This window comes from Streptomyces sp. NPDC085937, from assembly GCF_044540535.1.
Taxonomy (GTDB): Bacteria; Actinomycetota; Actinomycetes; order Streptomycetales; family Streptomycetaceae; genus Streptomyces.
In genome coordinates this window covers 17,636-37,492 of record NZ_JBITSH010000016.1, presented here as the reverse complement: position 1 = coordinate 37,492, position 19,857 = coordinate 17,636, and the positions used below count along the sequence as shown (strand labels likewise).

Annotated in this window: 18 protein-coding genes; 13 read left to right on the top strand and 5 right to left on the bottom strand. The window is 73.3% G+C overall.

What is annotated here, in order from left to right; all coding sequences use genetic code 11:
• Window positions 1-27: 27 nt before the first annotated feature.
• The gene (locus ACIF8S_RS27690) at window positions 28-858 is read right to left on the bottom strand and encodes a PP2C family protein-serine/threonine phosphatase (protein WP_400002580.1); all 831 of its coding nucleotides are present in this window, start codon (window positions 856-858) and stop codon (window positions 28-30) included.
• Window positions 859-992: 134 nt separating this feature from the next.
• Here ACIF8S_RS27690 and ACIF8S_RS27685 point away from each other — a divergent pair, with 134 nt between their 5' ends.
• The 3 genes from ACIF8S_RS27685 to ACIF8S_RS27675 all read left to right on the top strand — a co-directional run bounded on the left by ACIF8S_RS27685 (window position 993) and on the right by ACIF8S_RS27675 (window position 6,408).
• The gene (locus tag ACIF8S_RS27685) at window positions 993-1,343 is read left to right on the top strand and encodes a hypothetical protein (protein WP_024887588.1); all 351 of its coding nucleotides are present in this window, start codon (window positions 993-995) and stop codon (window positions 1,341-1,343) included.
• A gap of 146 nt (window positions 1,344-1,489) precedes the next feature.
• Window positions 1,490-4,159 (top strand): glycoside hydrolase family 97 catalytic domain-containing protein, encoded by a 2,670-nt coding sequence (locus tag ACIF8S_RS27680; protein WP_400002578.1) that lies wholly within the window; start codon window positions 1,490-1,492, stop codon window positions 4,157-4,159.
• Between the two features lie 200 nt (window positions 4,160-4,359).
• Window positions 4,360-6,408, top strand: a complete 2,049-nt coding sequence (locus ACIF8S_RS27675; protein ID WP_400002576.1) for a discoidin domain-containing protein — start codon at window positions 4,360-4,362, stop codon at window positions 6,406-6,408.
• A gap of 6 nt (window positions 6,409-6,414) precedes the next feature.
• Here ACIF8S_RS27675 and ACIF8S_RS27670 read toward each other — a convergent pair whose 3' ends face one another.
• Window positions 6,415-7,983 (bottom strand): glycerol-3-phosphate dehydrogenase/oxidase, encoded by a 1,569-nt coding sequence (locus ACIF8S_RS27670; RefSeq protein WP_400002574.1) that lies wholly within the window; start codon window positions 7,981-7,983, stop codon window positions 6,415-6,417.
• The gene (locus tag ACIF8S_RS27665; RefSeq protein ID WP_400002572.1) at window positions 7,980-8,588 is read right to left on the bottom strand and encodes a TetR/AcrR family transcriptional regulator; all 609 of its coding nucleotides are present in this window, start codon (window positions 8,586-8,588) and stop codon (window positions 7,980-7,982) included. Before ACIF8S_RS27665 ends, ACIF8S_RS27670 begins: the two co-directional genes overlap by 4 nt.
• Window positions 8,589-8,661: 73 nt before the next feature.
• Between ACIF8S_RS27665 and ACIF8S_RS27660 the strand changes: the two genes are divergently transcribed.
• From ACIF8S_RS27660 to ACIF8S_RS27630, 7 genes are all read left to right on the top strand, one after another.
• Window positions 8,662-10,257, top strand: a complete 1,596-nt coding sequence (locus tag ACIF8S_RS27660) for an FAD-binding oxidoreductase (RefSeq protein ID WP_400002571.1) — start codon at window positions 8,662-8,664, stop codon at window positions 10,255-10,257.
• Window positions 10,258-10,422: 165 nt separating this feature from the next.
• Complete coding sequence (locus ACIF8S_RS27655) at window positions 10,423-11,304, top strand: YegS/Rv2252/BmrU family lipid kinase (protein ID WP_400002569.1); 882 nt, start codon at window positions 10,423-10,425, stop codon at window positions 11,302-11,304.
• Between the two features lie 151 nt (window positions 11,305-11,455).
• Entirely contained in the window at window positions 11,456-11,893 is a 438-nt protein-coding gene (locus ACIF8S_RS27650; RefSeq protein WP_400002567.1) for a Fur family transcriptional regulator, read from the top strand.
• Between the two features lie 34 nt (window positions 11,894-11,927).
• Window positions 11,928-14,159 (top strand): catalase/peroxidase HPI, encoded by a 2,232-nt coding sequence (katG, locus tag ACIF8S_RS27645; protein ID WP_400002565.1) that lies wholly within the window; start codon window positions 11,928-11,930, stop codon window positions 14,157-14,159.
• Between the two features lie 162 nt (window positions 14,160-14,321).
• A complete protein-coding gene (locus tag ACIF8S_RS27640) occupies window positions 14,322-14,555 on the top strand; it encodes a DUF2945 domain-containing protein (RefSeq protein ID WP_400002563.1) in 234 nt (77 codons plus the stop codon).
• Window positions 14,552-14,896 (top strand): DUF3140 domain-containing protein, encoded by a 345-nt coding sequence (locus tag ACIF8S_RS27635; protein WP_400002561.1) that lies wholly within the window; start codon window positions 14,552-14,554, stop codon window positions 14,894-14,896. Before ACIF8S_RS27640 ends, ACIF8S_RS27635 begins: the two co-directional genes overlap by 4 nt.
• A gap of 150 nt (window positions 14,897-15,046) precedes the next feature.
• Window positions 15,047-15,478 carry a hypothetical protein gene (locus ACIF8S_RS27630; protein WP_400002559.1) on the top strand — a complete coding sequence of 144 codons (432 nt, stop codon included), beginning with the start codon at window positions 15,047-15,049 and terminating at the stop codon, window positions 15,476-15,478.
• Between the two features lie 112 nt (window positions 15,479-15,590).
• Here the strand turns inward: ACIF8S_RS27630 and ACIF8S_RS27625 are convergent, their stop codons facing one another.
• Window positions 15,591-16,013, bottom strand: coding sequence for a DUF350 domain-containing protein (locus tag ACIF8S_RS27625; RefSeq protein ID WP_024887576.1), 423 nt, complete (start codon window positions 16,011-16,013; stop codon window positions 15,591-15,593).
• A 212-nt stretch (window positions 16,014-16,225) separates the two neighbouring features.
• Here ACIF8S_RS27625 and ACIF8S_RS27620 point away from each other — a divergent pair, with 212 nt between their 5' ends.
• Together ACIF8S_RS27620 and ACIF8S_RS27615 are read left to right on the top strand one after the other, a co-directional pair.
• Window positions 16,226-16,582, top strand: coding sequence for a hypothetical protein (locus ACIF8S_RS27620; RefSeq protein ID WP_349796592.1), 357 nt, complete (start codon window positions 16,226-16,228; stop codon window positions 16,580-16,582).
• A gap of 194 nt (window positions 16,583-16,776) precedes the next feature.
• Entirely contained in the window at window positions 16,777-18,027 is a 1,251-nt protein-coding gene (locus ACIF8S_RS27615; protein WP_400002558.1) for a lectin, read from the top strand.
• A gap of 87 nt (window positions 18,028-18,114) precedes the next feature.
• On the opposite strand, the gene ACIF8S_RS27610 is transcribed toward ACIF8S_RS27615, so the two are convergent.
• Window positions 18,115-18,852: a D-Ala-D-Ala carboxypeptidase family metallohydrolase gene (locus tag ACIF8S_RS27610; protein WP_400002556.1), complete on the bottom strand. Its 738-nt coding sequence runs from the start codon at window positions 18,850-18,852 to the stop codon at window positions 18,115-18,117.
• A gap of 281 nt (window positions 18,853-19,133) precedes the next feature.
• Between ACIF8S_RS27610 and ACIF8S_RS27605 the strand changes: the two genes are divergently transcribed.
• A complete protein-coding gene (locus tag ACIF8S_RS27605; protein ID WP_400002730.1) occupies window positions 19,134-19,856 on the top strand; it encodes an FAD binding domain-containing protein in 723 nt (240 codons plus the stop codon).
• The last annotated feature ends 1 nt before the right edge of the window (window position 19,857 follow it).

The following is a 19,857-nucleotide window of genomic DNA, read 5'->3' as shown; positions in this document are numbered from 1 at the left end:
GAGGCGGGAGGCACGGGACTGTCGGCCCTATGGCTGACCGTCCAGCCGGTCGTGCCCGATCACCAGGACCGCCGCGTCGTCGTCGTGCCCCACCTCCTCCGCCCCCTTGATGACCGCGGCGGCCAGCGCGTCGGCGTCCATGCGGGCGACCGCCGCGACGCCCGCGAGCCGCGCGACCTGGTCCATCCCCTCGTCGAGGTGCATCGACGGGCCCTCCACGACCCCGTCGGTGACCATCACGAACACCCCGCCGGAGTCGAGCCGGTGCCGGGTCACCGGGAAGACCGCCCCGGACTGGACGCCCAGCGGCGGACCGCCCTCGTCCTCGGTGACGCCGGAGCGCCCGTCCGCGGTGGCCCACACACAGGGCAGATGACCGGCGCGGGCGCTCTCCAGCAGCCGCGTCCGCGGGTCGAGCCGCAGGAAGGTGCAGGTGGCGAAGAGGTCCGGGCTCAGGGTCAGCAGCAGCTCGTTGGTCCGGGTGAGCAGTTCGCCCGGATCACTGTCGACGGAGGCGAGCGCCCGCAGTCCGACCCGGATCTGCCCCATGAAGGCCGCCGCCTCGATGTTGTGCCCCTGGACGTCCCCGATGGACAGGCCGATCCGCCCGTCGGGCACGGTGAAGGCGTCGTACCAGTCGCCGCCCACGTTGAGCCCCTGGTTGGCGGGCACGTACCGCACCGCGAGGCGCACCCCGTCGGCGGTGGGCAGCCCCCTCGGCAGCATCCCGCGCTGCAGCGCGACAGCCAGCTCGACCCGGGAGCGCTGCACCTCCGCCTGCGCCCGTGCCTGGGCCGTCAGCGTGCTGAGCCTGGTCAGCAGCTCGTCACCGTCGTCCTTGGAGCCGGTGCGGGACATGGATCACTCACTCGGGCGAGGACTCTCCCACTCGGGGTCCGCCCCCGGGAGGGACAAACCGCAGGAAAGGTGCATTCACCAGGATGATAGGCAGAACGCGTTTGGCCGGGCCAGTCCGTGTCAAGGCTGGCGGCATGGAGCAGCGCGAGATCATGCAGCGGGGCGTCGGCATTCTCACCGAGGCCCTGGAGATGCGGCGCCGGCTGCGGGCCGACCCGACCGCCGACGTGACCGCCGGCAGTGCCGTCGCCGGCCTGCTCGAGGAGATGCTTCCGCGGATCCAGCTCCCGTCCGACGCGAGTGCGCGTGAGGTGGCGGAGATCGTCACCGCGAAGCTCGGACCCGCCATCGTGCAGATCACCTCCGCGCTCACCTTCGCCTTCGTCCAGCTCGCCGAGGTCCACGACGAGGGCCGCACCGACGTCTCCTCCGCGGACGTCCTGCGCTCCATCTCGCTGCACTACGAGGGCGGCGGGGAGTCCTGAGCCGCCCGTCGCCGCCGTGAGGGGCACCAACCTGCCTGTGACGCACGGTGGTTGGGGAGCCGGTGAGCGGGAAGGGATGACCCGGAACCAAGAACGACAACGATGTCACCTCTTGGACGGAGGCCCCCGTGCCCATATCGTCGCGCATGTCGCCAGGCGGCCCGCGCCGGACGCTCCTCCCCGCTCTCCTCACGCTGCTCCTGGCCGCGGCGCTCGCCCTGACCGCCCTCACAGCGCCGGCCCACGCCGCCGGACCGGGTGGCGGCTGGACCGTGCAGGAGCCCGGCGGGTCCCGGGACGCCGTCACGGCCGTCGTCCGCCTCGACCCCGCGGACGGCACCCTCACCCTGACCGCCCGCAAGGGCGCCACCACGGTGCTCGAACCGTCCCCGCTCGGCATCGTCACCTCCGCCGCCGACCTCACCTCCGGCCTCAGGCCGGTCTCCCGGCACACCCGCCAGGTGACCGAGCGGTACTCCATGACCACCGGCAAACAGCTGCGCCGCACCGCGCGCATGACGGAGACCCGGTTCACCTTCGCCGGACACGGCGGCGCCCTCCTGGAGCTGGTGGTCCGGGTCGCCGACGACGGCGTCGCCTACCGCTACGTCCTGCCCGGCAGGGGCACGGTCACCGTCGAACGGGAGGCGTCGGCGTTCCGGCTGCCCGGCTCGGCGCAGGCCTGGCTCACGCCGTACTCGCCCAACTACGAGCGCCTCTACGCCCCGGCCACGGCGGCGGACGCGGACTCCGGCACCTACGCCTACCCGGCGCTGTTCCGGGTCGGGGACACCTACGCCCTGCTCACCGAGTCGGACGTCGACGGGCGGTACGACGCGAGCCGCCTGGCCCACACGCGGGGCGACGGCACGTACGAGGTGGAGCTCGCCGACCCCGCCGTGACCTCCGAAGGACCGCTGGCCACCCCCTGGCGCACGGCCGTCGTCGGCGACCTCGCCACCGTCACCGAGTCCACCCTGGTCGACGACCTCGCCCCGCCCTCGCGCATCGCGGACACCTCCTGGATCCGGCCGGGCGCGGTCGCCTGGTCCTGGCTGGACGGCTTCGGCGCCGCCCAGCGCAGCCTCGCCGCCCAGCAGCGCTTCGTCGACCTCAGCGCGGCCCGCGGCTGGCCGTACACCCTGGTGGACGACGGCTGGAAGACTACCGACTGGATGCCCGAACTCATCGCCTACGCGCGCGAGCGGGGCGTCCGGGTACTGCTGTGGGTGCACTACGGCGACCTGGACACGGCGGCCGAGCGCGCGGAGTTCCTGCCCCGGGTGAAGAAGTGGGGCGCGGCCGGACTGAAGATCGACTTCATGGACTCCGACTCCCAGGAGCGCTTCCGCTGGTACGACGACATCCTGCGGGACACCGCACGGCACCGGCTGCTCGTCAACTTCCACGGCGCGACGCTGCCCAAGGGCGTCCAGCGGACCTGGCCGCATGTGATGACCCTGGAGGCGGTGTACGGCGCCGAGCAGGGGACCGTCCCGGCCACCGGCCTGACGGCGCTGCCGTACACCCGGAACGCGGTCGGCTCGATGGACTACACACCCATGGGGTTCCAGTTCGGCACCCGCACCGTCTCCGACGCCGCCGAACTGGCCCTGTCGGTGGTCTACGAGTCCGGCTTCCAGAACTACGCCGGATCGGTCACCGCCTACCGCGACCGCCCCGAGCTCATTCGCTTCCTGGAACAGGTGCCGACGGTCTGGGACGAGACACGGCTGCTGTCGGGCCGGCCCGGCGAGAGCGCGACGTTCGCCCGGCGCCACGGCGACCGCTGGTTCCTGGGCGCCGTCCACGCCGGAGCGGCCGGCACGGACCGGGTGCCGCTGGACTTCCTCGGCGGCGGACGCTGGCTGGCGGAGGTCGTCCGGGACGGCGAGGACGGCGGACTGCTGCGCGAACGGCACGTCGTCACCCGCCGGGACACCCTGGAGGTGCCCAGGGCCGAACACGGCGGCTTCGCCGGGCAGGTCTGCCGGTACGTTCCCGGCCGCGACACCTGCGACCGTGCGGTGACCCGGCTGCCGATGACGGCGCTCACCGCGGGTCCGGCCCGCACCGAGGCGGACCCGGGCGGGACCGCCGGCGTCACCGGACGGTTCACGGTGGAGGAGACCGGTCCGGCCACGGACGTGCGGCTGTCACTGCGCGCCCCCGAGGACTGGACCGTCGACGGCGCCGACCCCACGGCCGCCGAACTGGCCACGGAGGAGGGGCTGTCGGCCGACTGGACCGTGCGGGTGCCGCGGGACGTACGCCCCGGCGGGTACGACCTCGCCGTGCGCGCGGAGTACCGCGCCCCGGGCCGGCCCGGCTCCGGTGTGCTGCGGGTGGAGCGCCCGGTCCGGGTGTTCGTGCCGGAGCCGGGGGCCGTCTACGTGAGCGACCTGCCGTTCGCCGCCGAGCGCAACGGCTGGGGGCCGGTCGAGCGGGACATGTCCAACGGTGAGCGTGACCCGGGTGACGGGGGACCGCTGCGGCTCGCGGACACGCTGTACGACAAGGGGATCGGGATGCACGCGGCCGGGGAGGTGACGGTCGGACTGGACGGCGGATACCGGCGGTTCACGGCCGACGTGGGCGTCGACGACGAGGTCGGCGGCAAGGGCACCGTCTCCTTCGTGGTGGTCGGCGACGGCACGACCCTGCTGGCCACCGAGGTGCTCGGCGGCGCGGACCCGGCCCGCCACGTCGACGTGGACGTCACCGGCGTACGGCGGCTGACCCTGCGCGTCCTGGACGGCGGGGACGGCGTCGACTCCGACCACGCGGACTGGGCGGACGCACGGCTCAGCCCGTAGCGGGAGGCCGGTGCGAAGGGGCGGGGTCCATGGACGGACGGTCCGTGTGCCCCGCCCCGCTCGTGAACCGGCGCACTGCAGGCCGGTGTTCCGCGCGGATCAGGGGTGCGCGGGTACTTGACGGCCTACGTGTCGGTAGCGATTCTCGCCAGGGGGGATTGCACAGGTCATGACAACTCCGTCGACGGAGGGACCCGCCGGTGACCACCTCTCGTGCAGGACGACGCCTCGAGGTCGTGACGCTGCTCCTCCTCGTCCTGGCCGCCCTCACCGCCACGGCCGGCACCGCCGCCGACGGCGCCTGGTGGGACCCGGTCGCCCGGCCCGCGCCGGACTCGGAAATCGGCGTCACCGGCGAGCCGTTCAGAGGCACCGACTCCGCCGGACGGGTGCGCGGTTTCGTCGACGCGCACAACCACATCATGTCCAACGAGGCCTTCGGCGGCCGGCTCATCTGCGGCAAGGCGTTCTCCGAGAAGGGCATCGCCGACGCCCTGAAGGACTGCCCCGAGCACTACCCCGACGGCTCCCTCGCCGTCTTCGACTTCATCACGGGCGGCGGCGACGGCCGGCACGACCCGGACGGCTGGCCCACCTTCGCCGACTGGCCCGCGCACGACTCGCTGACCCACCAGCAGAACTACTACGCCTGGATCGAGCGCGCCTGGCGCGGCGGCCAGCGCGTGCTGGTGAACGACCTCGTCACCAACGGCGTGATCTGCTCCGTCTACTTCTTCAAGGACCGCGGCTGCGACGAGATGACCTCCATCCGGCTCCAGGCCCACCTCACCTATCGCATGCAGGACTACGTCGACGGCCTGTACGGCGGACCGGGCAAGGGCTGGTTCCGCATCGTCACCGACAGCGCGCAGGCCCGCGAGGTGATCGAGCAGGGCAAGCTCGCCGTGGTCCTCGGCGTCGAGACGTCCGAACCCTTCGGCTGCAAGCAGGTCCTGGACGTCGCACGGTGCGACAGGGCCGACATCGACGCCGGACTGGACGAGCTGTACGCGCTCGGCGTGCGCAGCATGTTCCTGTGCCACAAGTTCGACAACGCGCTCTGCGGCGTCCGTTTCGACTCCGGCGCCCTCGGCACCGCCGTCAACGTCGGGCAGTTCCTGTCGACCGGCACCTTCTGGCGCACCGAACCGTGCACGGGCCCGCAGCACGACAACCCCGTCGGCCTCGCCCCCGCCCCCGGCGCCGAGCAGCGCCTCCCGGCGGGCGTCGAGGTGCCCTCGTACGACGCCGGCGCGCGGTGCAACGTGCGGGGGCTGACCGAGCTCGGCGAGTACGCCGTGCGGGGCATGATGCAGCGGGGCATGATGCTCGAGATCGACCACATGAGCGTCAAGGCCGCCGGCCGGGTGCTGGACCTCTTCGAGGCCGAGGCGTACCCCGGTGTCCTTTCCTCGCACAGCTGGATGGACCTCGACTGGACCGAACGGGTCTACCGGCTGGGCGGGTTCACCGCGCAGTACATGAACGGCTCCGAGCAGTTCGTCGCCGAGGCCGCGCACACCGAACACCTGCGGGACACGTACGGCGTCGGCTACGGCTACGGCACGGACATGAACGGTGTCGGCGGCTGGCCCGCCCCGCGCGGCGCGGACGTCCCGGACAAGGTCACCTACCCCTTCCGCAGCGCCGACGGCGGCTCCGTGCTCGACCGGCAGACCACCGGGCAGCGCACCTGGGACCTCAACACCGACGGGGCCGCGCACTACGGGCTCGTCCCCGACTGGATCGAGGACATCCGGCGCGTCGGCGGTCAGGACGTGGTCGACGACCTCTTCCGGGGTGCCGAGTCCTACCTCGGCACCTGGGGCGCCACCGAACGGCACCGCCCGCCGGAGAACCTGGCCCGGGGCGCCGGCGCCACGGCGTCCTCCGCCGAGTGGAACCCGTTCACCAGCTATGAGCCCGCACGGGCCGTGGACGGCGACCGGGGCACCCGCTGGGCCGCCGACCGGAGCGACGACCAGTGGCTCCGCCTCGACCTCGGCGCCGAGCGGCGGATCGGCCGCGTCACCCTGGACTGGGAACGCGCCTACGCGGCCGCGTACCGGGTCGAGGTGTCGTCCGACGGCACGAACTGGCGCACCACCTGGTCCACGACCGCGGGCGACGGAGGGCTGGACACGGCCGTGTTCACGCCCGTCGACGCCCGCCATGTCCGCGTCGTCGGCACCGAACGCGGGACGCGGTGGGGCTACTCGCTGTACGAGGTCACCGTCCACGCGCGCTGACCGGCGTCACCCCTGCCGCGCCGCCGCCTCGTCGAGCAGCGCGCGCACCGCGTCCCGTGCGGCGGCCCGGTCGGCGGGGACGAGGCCGATGCGGGTGCGACGGTCCAGGACGTCCGCCTCGTCGAGGGCTCCCTCGTGCCGTACGGCCCACAGGAGTTCCGCGCCGGTGACCGGATGTCCGGGCAGCACCGGCTCGGCCAGCCGGGGGTCGCGCGCGGCGAGCGCCCGCACGGCCGGTGCCTCGGCGCCGTAGAGGCGGACGAGCCGGCGGGGCGTGGGCAGGGCGGCCAGGGCGTGCGGTGCGGCGGCGCCCACCAGGGGCAGGGACGCCGTGGGGGAGGGGCCCGCGTCCAGCCCGCGGAGGCGGACGGCCGCGTCGACGGCGTCCTCGGCCATCCGACGGTAGGTCGTGAGCTTGCCGCCCACGACGGTGACGACGCCCTCCGAGGAGGTGAGCACCGCGTGCCGGCGGGAGAGGTCCGCCGTCCGCGCCCCGGCGCCCGGGCGGTCCCCGGCGGTGTCCAGCAGGGGACGCAGTCCGGCGAAGGCGCCCACCACGTCGGCACGGTGGACCGGGACGTGCAGCACGGAGCACAGGACGTCGAGGAGGAACCCGATGTCGGTCTCCGGGGCCTCGGCGACGTCGGGGATGTCACCGGTCACGGGCTCGTCGGTGAGCCCCACGTAGACCCGGCCGTCGTCCTGGGGGAGGACGAGCACGAAGCGGTTGGTCTCCCCGGGGATCGGGATGTGCAGGCCGGCGGTGAGGGCGCCCAGGCTGTCGGGCCGCAGGACCAGATGGGTGCCGCGGGAGGGCCGGATCCGTACGCCGTCGACGAGGCCGCCCGCCCAGACCCCGGCGGCGTTGATCACCGCCCGGGCGCGGATCTCGCCCTCCTCACCGGTCAGTTCGTCCCGGACCCTGGCCCCCGTCGAGGTCAGCTCCAGTGCCCGGACCCGGGTGAGGACGCGGGCGCCGCGCGCGGCGGCCGTGCGGGCCAGGGCGGTCACCAGCCGGGCGTCGTCGGTGAGCCGCCCGTCCCACGACAACAGGCCGCCGCGCAGGCCGTCCCGCCGCAGGGCGGGCGCGAGGTGCCGGGTCTCCACCGCGCTGAGGCGGCGCGGCGCGGGCAGGGTGGCCCGGGCCGTGCGGGCGGCCAGGCGCAGCGTGTCACCGGCGTGGAACCCGGCCCGCGCCAGGGCCGCCTGGCCGCGCGAGACCAGCGGGGTAAGGGGCAGCACGAACGGCTGGGGGTGCACCAGGTGGGGCGCGGTGCGCTCCATCAGCACCCCGCGCTCCACCGCGCTCTCGTGGGCCACGTCGAGCCGGCCGGAGGCCAGGTAGCGCAGTCCGCCGTGGACCAGCTTGCTGCTGAAGCGGGAGGTGCCGAAGGCCAGGTCGTGGGCGTCGACCGCGACCACCCGCAGGCCGCGCGCCGCGGCGTCAAGGGCGGCGCCCGCGCCCGTGACGCCGAGCCCGACGACCAGCACGTCGACCGGCGCACCGCCCACGGTGTCGGTCAGTTCACGGGCGCGGCGGGCGGCGGACAGGGACGAACCGCTGAGGGGGGTCATGGCGTGAGGGTCCTCTCCAGGACGGAGCGCAGCTCGGCGAGGAACGCCTCGGCCGAGAGTTCGGGGTCGTCCTCGTCGGTCATGGTCCGCAGGGACAGGGTGAAGGACTGCACGACCAACAGCACCGCACGGGCCTGGCGTTCGACGTGCGCGGTGCGCACCGAGCCGTCGGCGTGCCCCTCGCGCAGCACTCCGGCCAGCAGCTCCAGCAGCGCCTCCTGGCTCGCCCCGCGGCGGTCCAGCACGTAGGGGAGGAGCAGTTCGGGGTCGACGTCGAGGATCTTTTGGAACAGCGGGTGGGCCACGAAGTCCCGTACCGCGTCCACGAGTCCCTGGGTGAGCAGCTCCCGCGCGGACACGTCCGGTCTGCGCCCGGGCATGGCCCCGGTGGCCACGGCGATCCACTCCCGGGTCATCAGGTCGCCGACCAGGGAGCGCACGTCGGGCCAGCGCCGGTAGAGCGTCATGCGGGAGACACCGGCGCGGCGGGCCACGTCGGTGAGCGTGGTGCGGCGGACCCCGACGGCCAGTACGCAGTCGCGCACCGCGTCCAGCACCGCGTCGTTGTCCGAACCTGCCGAGCCGTTGTGACGAATAGGCGTCATGTGTCACAGTGTAACGCCACGTGAGGCCGTCGGTCGACGGCACCGCACTTCCCGACCGGTGAGGACGACAGTCATGGACATGCTGTGGAGCGGCTGGGGCGACCCGGCGCAGGCGGCCCCGCTGCCCGGCTCGGTGATCGGACTGCTGCGCGATCTGCTGGGCGTCAAGCCGCACGAGGCCGCACCCGTCGCCCTCGACGACCTGACCGTCCCCGCGAGCCCCCTCACGCCCGCCGCGCACCGCGCACTGGCCGCCGCGCTGGGCGACGAGGCCCATGTCCGCACCGACGCCGGGACCCGCGTCCGGCACACCCGCGGCAAGTCCACCCCCGACCTGCTGCGCATCCGCGGCGGCGACCTCGCCGCCGCCCTCCCCGCCGCCGTCCTGCTGCCCGCCACGCACGAGGAGGTGCTGGCCGTGCTCCGCCTGTGCGCCGAACACGGCCTTGCAGCCGTCCCGTTCGGCGGCGGCACCTCCGTCGTCGGCGGCCTCGCCCCGCAGGCGCACGACACCTTCGTCGCCCTCGATCTGCGCCGCATGAACCGGCTGCTCGACCTCGACCCGGTCTCCCGCACCGCCACCCTGCAGCCCGGCCTGAAGGGCCCCGAGGCGGAGGCACTGCTCGCCGAACACGGCTTCACCCTCGGCCACTTCCCGCAGTCCTACGAGTGGGCCACCGTCGGCGGCTTCGCCGCCACCCGCTCCAGCGGCCAGGCCTCCGCCGGCTACGGCCGCTTCGACGAGATGGTGCTGTCCCTCACCCTGGCCACGCCCGAAGGCACCCTCGACACCGGCCGCGCCCCCCGCTCCGCCGCCGGACCCGACCTGCGCCAGCTCGTCCTCGGCTCCGAGGGCGCCTTCGGTGTCATCACCTCCGTGACCGTACGCGTCCGCCCCGTGCCGCGGACCCGCTTCTACGAGGGCTGGAGCTTCCCCACCTTCGACGCGGGCGCCGCCGCCCTGCGCCGGCTCGCCCAGGACGGACCCCGGCCCACCGTGCTGCGCCTCTCCGACGAGACCGAGACCCTCGTCGGCCTCGCCAACCCCGAGGCGATCGGCTCCGGCGACCCGCTGGCCACCGGCTGCACCGCCGTCGCCGGCTACGAGGGCACCGAGGAGGACACCGCCCACCGGCGCGAGCGGGCCGCCGCCGTCCTGCGGGAGAGCGGCGGCACGCCCCTCGGCGAGGAGCCCGGCAGGCGCTGGGCCCACGGCCGCTACGCGGCGCCGTACCTGCGGGACGCGCTGCTCGACGCCGGAGCCTTCGCGGAGACGCTGGAGACCGCGGCCTTCTGGTCCCGGCTCCCCGGGCTGTACGCCGCCGTGCGCGACGCGCTCACCGTCACCCTCACCGAGGGCGGCACCGCGCCGCTGGTCATGTGCCACATCTCCCACGTCTACGAGAACGGGGCCTCGCTGTACTTCACCGTGGTGTCCGCACAGGGCGAGGACCCCGTGGCGCACTGGACCCGTGCCAAGCACGCGGCGAACGAGGCGATCCTCGCCGCCGGCGGCACCATCAGCCACCACCACGGCGTCGGCACCGACCATCGCGACTGGTACCTCCGCGAGGCCGGCCCACTGGGCGTCGACGCGTTGCGCGCCGTGAAGCGGCGGCTGGACCCGGCGGGCGTGCTCAACCCCGGCGTCCTGCTGCCCGCCGACTGACCGGCACGGCCCCTCCCGGGCCGCCGTGCCGGTCACCGCGCCCCGCTCAGGCCCCCGTACGTCCCGTACGTCCCGTACGTCCCGTACGTCCGGCGGACGTGTCCTCCACGTCCCCGTACGTCCCCTGCACGTCCCCGTTCCGTCGGCCGCCCCGGAGGCACCCCGATGCGCCAGTTCACCGCCGTCGTCAACCCCACCGCGGGCGCGGCCGGCTCCACGGCCGCGCTGCTCGCCGTCGCCCGGCACCTGCGCGAGGCGGGCGCGGAGCTGGTGACCGAGTACAGCCGCAGCCTGGCCCACGCCCGCGAACTCGCCCTCGCCGCAGGGCGGGAGGGGCGCGTCGTGCTGGCCGTCGGCGGGGACGGCATGGCGGGCGGCGTCGGCGGCGCCCTCAGCGGTACCGGGGCGACCCTCGGCCTGGTGCCCGCGGGCCGGGGCAACGACTTCGCCCGGGCGCTGGGCCTCCCCGGGGACCCCGAGGCGCTGGCCCACGTCCTGCTGCACGCCGAGCCCCGCCCGGTCGACACCGTCGAGGTCCGCTCGGCCGTGCACGACCGCACCGTCGTGCTCGGCAGCGTCTACGCCGGGGTCGACGCCCTCGCCAACCGCCACGCCAACCGCTCCCGGCTGCTGCGGGGTTCGGCGTCCTACTACGCGGGCGGCCTGCGGGCCGTCACCACCTGGCGCCCCGCCCGCTACCGGGTCACCGTCGACGGAGAGGAGCACGCGCACACCGGCTACACGGTGGTCGCCGCGAACTCCGGCACCTACGGATCCGGCCGCCTCATCGCCCCGGACGCCCGGGTGGACGACGGCCTGCTCGACGTCGTCATGATCCGGGAGGCTCCCCGGTGGCTGTTCTTCACCCTGATGCACGAGCTGCGGACCGGAGCCCACGTCCACCGGCCCCAGGTGCGCGTCCTGCGCGGCCGGGAGATCCGCATCGAGGCGGACCGGGCCGTCCCCTACGGCACGGACGGAGAGGTCGACGCCGTCCTCCCGGTCACGGCGACGGTCCTGCCGGGCGCGCTGAACGTCCTTCACTGACCCGCGCCGGGACGTCTTCGGGCAGGTGGGAGGCACCGTCGGCGGTGACCGGTGCGCAACCCGGGAGCCACCGCCCGTTACCGGACACGCCCCAAGAATGGATCCGTTCGTTCTCTGGAATTGTTCGCGTCTCCGGCGGTAGGTTCGGCGCATGACCGCATCCCGGCCGTCGACCGCCGCCGAGGAGTTGCGCGGTGCGGGGCTCCGCGTCACGGCAGCCCGCGTGGCGCTCCTCGACACCGTCCGCCAGGGCGGTCACCTCGGCGTCGAGACCGTCGCCACCGAGGTGCGCCGGCGCATAGGGCATGTGTCCCTGCAGGCGGTGTACGAGGGGCTGAACGCGCTGAGCGCCGCGGGTCTGGTGCGGCGCATCGCACCGGCGGGCGGCGCCGCCCTCTACGAGGGACGCGTCGGGGACAACCACCACCACCTGGTGTGCCGTACCTGCGGCGCCGTGGCCGATGTCGACTGTGCGGTCGGCGAGGCACCCTGCCTGACCGCGTCCGACGGCCACGGCTTCGCGATCGACGAGGCCGAAGTCGTCTACTGGGGCCTGTGCCCCGGATGTTCCACCTCCCGCAGTGCCTGAACTGCGCGAACCTTTTTCGCCCGGAAGGACTCCCATGACCGAGAACCATGACGCGATCGTCACCGAACCCAAGACGGAGGGGACCGGTGGCTGCCCGGTCGCGCACGGTCGCGCCCCGCACCCCACCCAGGGCGGCGGCAACCGTCAGTGGTGGCCGGACCGCCTCAACCTGAAGATCCTCGCGAAGAACCCGGCGGTGGCGAACCCGCTCGGTGAGGACTTCGACTACGCGGCGGCGTTCCAGTCCCTGGACCTGCCGGCGGTGAAGCGGGACATCGCCGAGGTCCTCACCACCTCGCAGGACTGGTGGCCCGCCGACTTCGGCCACTACGGCCCGCTCGTCGTCCGCATGGCCTGGCACAGCGCCGGCACCTACCGCATCAGCGACGGCCGCGGCGGCGCCGGCGCCGGCCAGCAGCGCTTCGCCCCGCTCAACAGCTGGCCGGACAACGCCAACCTGGACAAGGCGCGCCGCCTGCTGTGGCCGGTGAAGAAGAAGTACGGCCAGAGCCTGTCCTGGGCCGACCTGATGATCCTCGCGGGCAACGTCGCCCTGGAGACGATGGGCTTCGAGACCTTCGGCTTCGCCGGCGGCCGCGAGGACGTCTGGGAGCCGGAGGAGGACGTCTACTGGGGCCCCGAGACCACCTGGCTGGGCGACGAGCGCTACACCGGCGACCGCGAGCTGGAGAACCCGCTCGGCGCCGTCCAGATGGGCCTCATCTACGTCAACCCCGAGGGGCCCAACGGCAACCCGGACCCGATCGCCGCGGCCCGCGACATCCGTGAGACGTTCCGCCGGATGGCGATGAACGACGAGGAGACCGTCGCCCTGATCGCCGGCGGCCACACCTTCGGCAAGACCCACGGCGCCGGCCCCGCCGACCACGTCGGCGACGACCCCGAGGCCGCCTCGTTCGAGGAGCAGGGCCTCGGCTGGAGGAACACCTTCGGCACCGGCAAGGGCGGCGACACCATCACCAGCGGTCTCGAGGTGACCTGGACCCCCACGCCGACCCAGTGGGACAACAGCTTCTTCGAGATCCTCTTCGGCTACGAGTGGGAGCTCTTCAAGAGCCCGGCCGGCGCCAATCAGTGGCGGCCGAAGGACAACGGCGGCGCCGGCACCGTCCCGGACGCCCACGACCCGTCGAAGAAGCACCAGCCGACGATGCTGACGACGGACCTGTCGCTGCGCTTCGACCCCGTCTACGGCGAGATCTCGCGGCGCTTCCTGGAGAACCCGGACCAGTTCGCGGACGCCTTCGCCCGCGCCTGGTACAAGCTCACCCACCGTGACATGGGCCCGAAGTCCCTCTACCTCGGCCCCGAGGTCCCGGAGGAGACGCTGCTGTGGCAGGACCCGCTGCCGGAGCGGACGTACGAGCTGATCGACGCCGCCGACGTCGCCGTCCTCAAGGAGCGCGTCCTCGCCTCCGGCCTGCCGGTGTCCGACCTGGTGTCGGCGGCGTGGGCGTCGGCCTCCTCCTTCCGCGGCAGCGACAAGCGCGGCGGCGCCAACGGCGGCCGCATCCGCCTGGAGCCGCAGCGCGGCTGGGAGGCCAACGACCCCGACCGCCTCGCCGGTGTGATCCGCACCCTGGAGGGCGTCCAGGAGGCCTTCAACGCCGAGCAGACCGGCGGCAAGCAGGTCTCCTTCGCCGACCTGGTCGTGCTCGGCGGTGTCGCCGCCGTGGAGAAGGCCGCCAAGGACGCGGGCCACGAGGTCGAGGTGCCCTTCACGCCGGGCCGCGTGGACGCGACCCAGGAGCAGACGGACGTCGAGTCGTTCGCCGCGCTCGAGCCGACCGCCGACGGCTTCCGCAACTACCAGGGCAAGGGCAACCGGCTGCCGGCCGAGTACCTGCTGCTCGACAGGGCCAACCTGCTCGGCCTGAGCGCCCCCGAGATGACGGTGCTCGTCGGCGGCCTGCGGGCCCTCGGCGCCACCCACCAGCAGTCCGCCCAGGGCGTGCTCACCGCGACACCGGGCGTCCTCACCAACGACTTCTTCGTCAACCTGCTCGACATGGGCACGGCCTGGAAGTCGACGTCCGAGGACCAGTCCGCCTTCGAGGGCAGCGACGCCGCCACGGGCGAGGTGAAGTGGACCGGCTCCCGGGCCGACCTGGTGTTCGGCTCGAACTCCGAGCTGCGCGCAATCGCCGAGGTCTACGCGAGCGACGACGCCAGGGCGAAGTTCGTCCGGGACTTCGTCACGGCGTGGGACAAGGTCATGAACCTCGACCGGTTCGACCTCGTCTGACCCGTACGGCCCGTCCGGTCCGTCCGGCGCGCCGGTCCACCGTCCGGGCCGGTCCCCCCGTGGGGCCGGCCCGGACGGCTGTTCCCGTCCCGAGATGCGCGCGGGCGCGGCTGCCACCAGGGTGGGAAGCGGCCCACGGTCGACACGGAGGAGGCGCGGGGCATGGCGAAGGACGGCAAGAAGTCCGGGAAGGACCTGCACGAGGGCGACCACGTCGCCTGGAGCAGCCACGGCAGCGAGGCGACGGGCGAGGTCGAGAAGAAGATCACCGAGCGGACCGAGGCGGCGGGACGCACCGTCGCGGCCTCCGAGGAGGAGCCGCAGTACGAGGTGCGCAGCGACAAGTCAGGGAAGTCCGCCGTGCACAAGCCGTCCGCGCTCAAGAAGAAGAAGTGAGCGCCGTGGCAGCGGACGACGAGGAGACCTGGAAAGAGTTCCGGGAGCTGGTCAACATGAAGCCGGCCGACCTGGAGAAGTGGCTGGGGACGGACGACTCGCGCGCCGCCGGCCAGCACAAGGACGGCGGTGAGTCGACCGGGCACGCCTCGGGGCGGCGCATCGTGGAGATCCTGCGCGCCAAGCGGGACGACCTCTCCGAGGACGACTACGCCCACATGCGCAAGGTCGTCGGCTACATCCACCGCCATCTCGCGCAGCGGCCGTCCGGTGACGTCACCGACACGCGTTGGCGATATTCGCTGATGAACTGGGGCCACGACCCGCTTGTCGACACCTGATCGCATCGGCATGTCGACAAAACGACGGGGAACGACCGAAAAGCTTCGCACGTTGTCGGTGTGAGGCTGCACAATGATCAGAAAAGGAGATCAACTCCGGCGCGGTGCTGGGTAGACGGTCTCGTGTCCGGCTCCGGAAAGGTCCTGTTGATGCTTGCCACCGTCGACCGCTCGAACGCCCTCGTCGACCTGCCGACCGTCCGCCGACGGCGCGCCCGGGCGGCCGCCACCCCGGCCGCGGCCGGCGTTCCCTCGTCGTCGGGCACGACGGCCGACGTGCTGCGCGTCATCGCCGACCCGCGCACCCCGACGTACGTCACGGTCTTCGCCAACGGCCGCCGCAGGTACAGCTATTGGCGCCCGATCGACCCGGCCACCGGCATGGGTGGCTGCTACGCCGCGCTGCCCACCGCCGAGTGCGACGAACTGCAGGCCGCCGGCCGCATCACGCTCGGTGAGCCGGTCGTGGACCCCAACCGCACGACGTACCGGGTCCGTGCCGCCACCCGCGTCCCGCAGGCGCCCGCCCGTGCCGCGGCGCCGGAGCGGCGCCGGATGCCCGATCGCCGCCGCGTGGCCTGACGGGCCCGCCCGGCCGGACCGGGGTGCGCGGCGGCGCCGCAAGGCTCGGCCGCCGCGCGTCGTTGACGTGCCGTCAGGACTTCGACGTCCCCGTCAGGCTCTTGACGTCCCCTCAGGCTATGGACGCCGAGATGACGGCGGAGACCGCGATGTTGCAGGACGCGGTCACCCAGACCGCCGGGTGGGGCTCGACCTCCACCAGCGTGGCGCCCAGCCGCCCCGGGGTGATCAGGTCCACCACGAAGAAGGCCACCGCCATCATCAACAGCCCCAGCACGCCGAACACCGCCGTCGACACCAGGCCCTTGCCGAAGTCGTCGTAGGTGGTCCAGATCGAGGTGAACACGATCATGCCGATGCCGAGCAGTGAGGAGCTCAGCACCACGGCGGCGTTGCGGTTGCGCTCCTGCCAGATCTGCCGGCCGAGCTTGCCGGGCAGCAGTACGTCGACCAGGAAGATGCCGAGGACCAGCAGGACCAGGCCGAGTGCGCCGTAGGCGGTGGCCCGGCCGAGTCCGTTGACGATGTCGCTCATGGGTGTGCCGGCTCCGTAGCGTGAGAGATCGTGAATGATCGCGGTCAAGGGCGTGCAAAATCTAGCGCACCCGACCGTCCCGTCGGACGGCCCGCCCGTCGTCCGTCGACGGAATGCCGGGACGTGTGGGCTCCGTTCCCGGCCCCGGTGTCATGCGCGGCCACTTACGGGGCATCAGATGTCCATCGGACAGGCCGTGAAGGAGCGTCGCCATGACCAGGGGCAGTCGGGTTCTCACCGTGATGTACGTCGCCGTCGCTCTCTGGCTCGCCTTCTGCACCGTGCGTACCTGGGGGACCGTGCCCGCCTGGACCACCGTGGCCATGGCCGCCGCCTCCCTCGCCCCCGTCCTCGGTGTGGTGCGGGAGACCGTCATCGCCGACGAGCGCCGGGCCGTCGCCGTGCTGCGCGAGCGCGAGGGCCGCCGGGCCGCCTGGCGCGACGCCGCCGCCGCGGCCCTCGCCCGGGCCGAGGTGGAGATGGCGTGCTGCGAGCGCTGGTGGACGTCGTGCGCCACCGAGCACGACCCCGCCTGCGCCGACCGCACCTCGTGGGGCACCACGGCCTGACCGCTCCCCCCGCCCGCCCCACGGCTCACTCCCACCCCGCGCGGATCACCACGCCCACGATGTGAATTCCTGGTCCGTACCAAGGGGTTGACGGCCGCTTATCTCACATCTTGAATCAAGTGGTTGGACCTTCACCCCCCACCACCACGTCCGGCGCACCCGTCCCCACGGGCCGCCGTACGGAAGGGAGAGCCATGTCCTCTCCGCGCACGCGCCGCAGATGGCTGGTCGCCGCTCTGTCCGCCGCCCTCCTCACCTCGGGCGTCGCCGGTACGGCCGCGCAGGCGGAACCGGCCCGGACGGTCGCCGCGGCCGACGTCTCCGCGGCGGCCGTCGCCTTCTCCGACACCTTCGACGGGCCCGCCGGCGCCGCGGTCGACTCCTCGAAGTGGCAGATCGAGACGGGCGACAACGTCAACAACCACGAACGGCAGTTCTACACGTCCGGCAACAAGAACGCGGCGCTGGACGGCCAGGGCCACCTGGTCATCACCGCCCGCAAAGAAAACCCGGCCAACTACCAGTGCTGGTACGGCACCTGTCAGTACACCTCGGCCCGGCTCAACACCTCCGGCAAGTTCACCGCGCAGTACGGGCACGTCGAGGCACGCATGAAGGTCCCGCGCGGGCAGGGCATGTGGCCCGCGTTCTGGATGCTCGGCACCCCGGTCAACTGGCCCGACTCGGGCGAGATCGACATCATGGAGAACGTCGGCTTCGAGCCGTCCACGGTGCACGGCACCCTCCACGGACCCGGCTACTCCGGGTCCGGCGGCATCGGCGCCGGGTACACGCTGCCCGGCGGGCGCGCCTTCGCGGACGACTTCCACACCTTCGCCGTCGACTGGGCACCGGACCGCATCACCTGGTCCGTGGACGGCAACGTCTACCAGACCCGCACGCCCGCCGACCTCGGCGGCCGGCAGTGGGTGTTCAACAGGCCGTACTTCCTGATCCTCAACCTGGCGGTCGGCGGCTACTGGCCCGGCGACCCCGACGGCTCCACCGTCTTCCCGCAGCAACTGGTCGTCGACCATGTCACGGTGACGACGAGCGACACGTCGATCGGCGGCGCGATCCGGGGCCTCGCCGGCAAGTGCGTGGACGTCGCCGGGGCCGCCACCGCCAACGGCACCCCCATCCAGCTCTACGACTGCAACGGCACCTCCGCGCAGCGCTGGACGGTCGCTTCCGACGGGACGATCCGCGCCCTCGGCAAGTGCCTGGACGTGGCCTCGGGCGGCACGGCCGACGGCACACCCGTCCAGCTGTGGGACTGCAACGGCACCGCGGCCCAGCGGTGGGTGGTCACCGGAGCCCGTGACATCGTCAACCCGCAGGCCGACAAGTGCCTGGACGTGACCGGCGGCAACTCCGCCAACGGCACCCGGCTGCAGATCTGGACCTGCGCCGGCACCGCCAACCAGAAGTGGACCGTGGGCTGACCGCGTAGGGCTCCGGCGAGGACGGGAGGGGGTCCCGACGGCCGGCGTCGGGACCCCCTCGGCGCTTCCCGGAGGTGCGCGCGGACCTCAGATGCCGCAGGTCGGGGCCGACCAGTAGCGGCTGCCGCGGTGGTCGACGTGCGTGTGGTCGTCGTGGCCCGGGTAGCCGGGGCCGAGGATGCCGTTGAAGCCGTGGTTGCGGGCCTGCTTGGCCAGGGTGCACAGGGAGTGCGGACCCGCGCCGAGGTCGGCGGCGTCGCCGTACATGTGGCGGCTGTTGCTCGCGCCGCCCACCGCGCTGTTGCAGGACTGGGAGCGGAAGCCGCTGGTGACCCGGATCGGCTGGTCGCCGAGCGCGTGCCGCAGCGCCTCCAGCTTCCACATGGTGCGCAGGGCGTTCGCCTTGGCGGTCGCCGCGCCGACCGCGCCGCCCGACCAGGTCGAGTTGCAGCGGTTCAGCTCCGCGTAGTCGAAGTGCACCGGGGTGCAGTCGTCGTCCTGGAGGGCGTACAGCTTGCTGAAGGTGTTGGGGCCGGCCACGCCGTCGGAGGTCAGGCCGTAGGCGGACTGGAAGCGCTTGAGCGCGGCGGTGGTCGCGGGCCCGAACTCGCCGTCGACGGCCAGCACGGCGCCGTAGCCGGGATAGCCGCTCAGCCGGATCTGCAGTTGGGTGACGTCGGCGCCCGAGGCGCCCTGGGACAGGGTGCGGTTCCAGGTGTAGCAGCCGTCGGCGTGCGCGGTCCCGGCGGTGGCCAGGGAACCCGCCGCCAAGCCAGCCATGAGCATGACAACAGAGAGCACGAGTCTCAGCGCGCGTGTGAACATGCGGTCTCCGCTTCCGGTACGAGAGATCGGGGATGGGCCACGAGCCGTGTGACGCGCGTCAACCATGGGGCAAACACCCGGCCGGGCGCAAGGTCACCCGCACCGGAGCACACCGCCGACGCGTGAGCCCTGTACGCGCCCCCGGTCCGCTGCGGAGAATGCGGTGCCGGTCCCGCATATCCGCGAAGTGCCGTTCCCGTGAAGTGCCGACTGCCACGTGACAAGTGCCTTGTACCCCCTCTCCTGTCGCGCCCTTGCCCGAGGAAAGCAGGTCGATCGCCGTGCTGTTACGTCTGCCCACGTCCCTGTCCGAAGCCCGGCGGTGTCTGTCCGAGGGGGCGGTGCCCGTCGGCGGAGCCACCCTCGTATGGGCCCAATGGCAGCGCGACGGCTTCCCCGAGCAGGCGCTGTCCCTGCGCCGGCTGCCCGAGGCCAACGTGGTGGACGGTGAGGCCCTCGGCGCGGCCGTGCTGCTGCATCAGGTGGACGACCGGGTGCCGGAGACGCTGCGCCGGGCCGCCGCCTCCATAGGCACCGGGGCGGTGCGCCGGACGGCCACCGTCGGCGGCAACATCGTGGGCAGCACACTGCGCTGTCTGCTGCCCCCGGCGCTCGTCCTGGACGCCCGCGCGACCGTGCTGGACCGCGACGGCACCTACGAGGCCGACCTCGCCGAGGTCGTCGCGAAGCGCCCCCTGATGCTGGACATCCGCTGGCGCCGGCCGCTGACCAGTGCCTATTACAAGGCGCCCGGCGACGTGGGCGGACCGCCGCCGCTCGTCGTCGCCACGGCCGTGCACGCCGAACAGGCCGCGGAGCGGCGGCTGTTCGTGGCCGTGCGGGACGGCGACGAGGTCGTCAGCGGGAGCGTGCCCGCCGGGACGGACCCCGCTCGGACGCTGGACGCCCTGGACGGGACGGCCCTCGGCGGCCTTCCCCCGGCGGCCCGGGAGGCGGTGCGCCGGGAGGTGACGGGCGTCCTGGAGCGCCCCGCCGCCGGCTGAC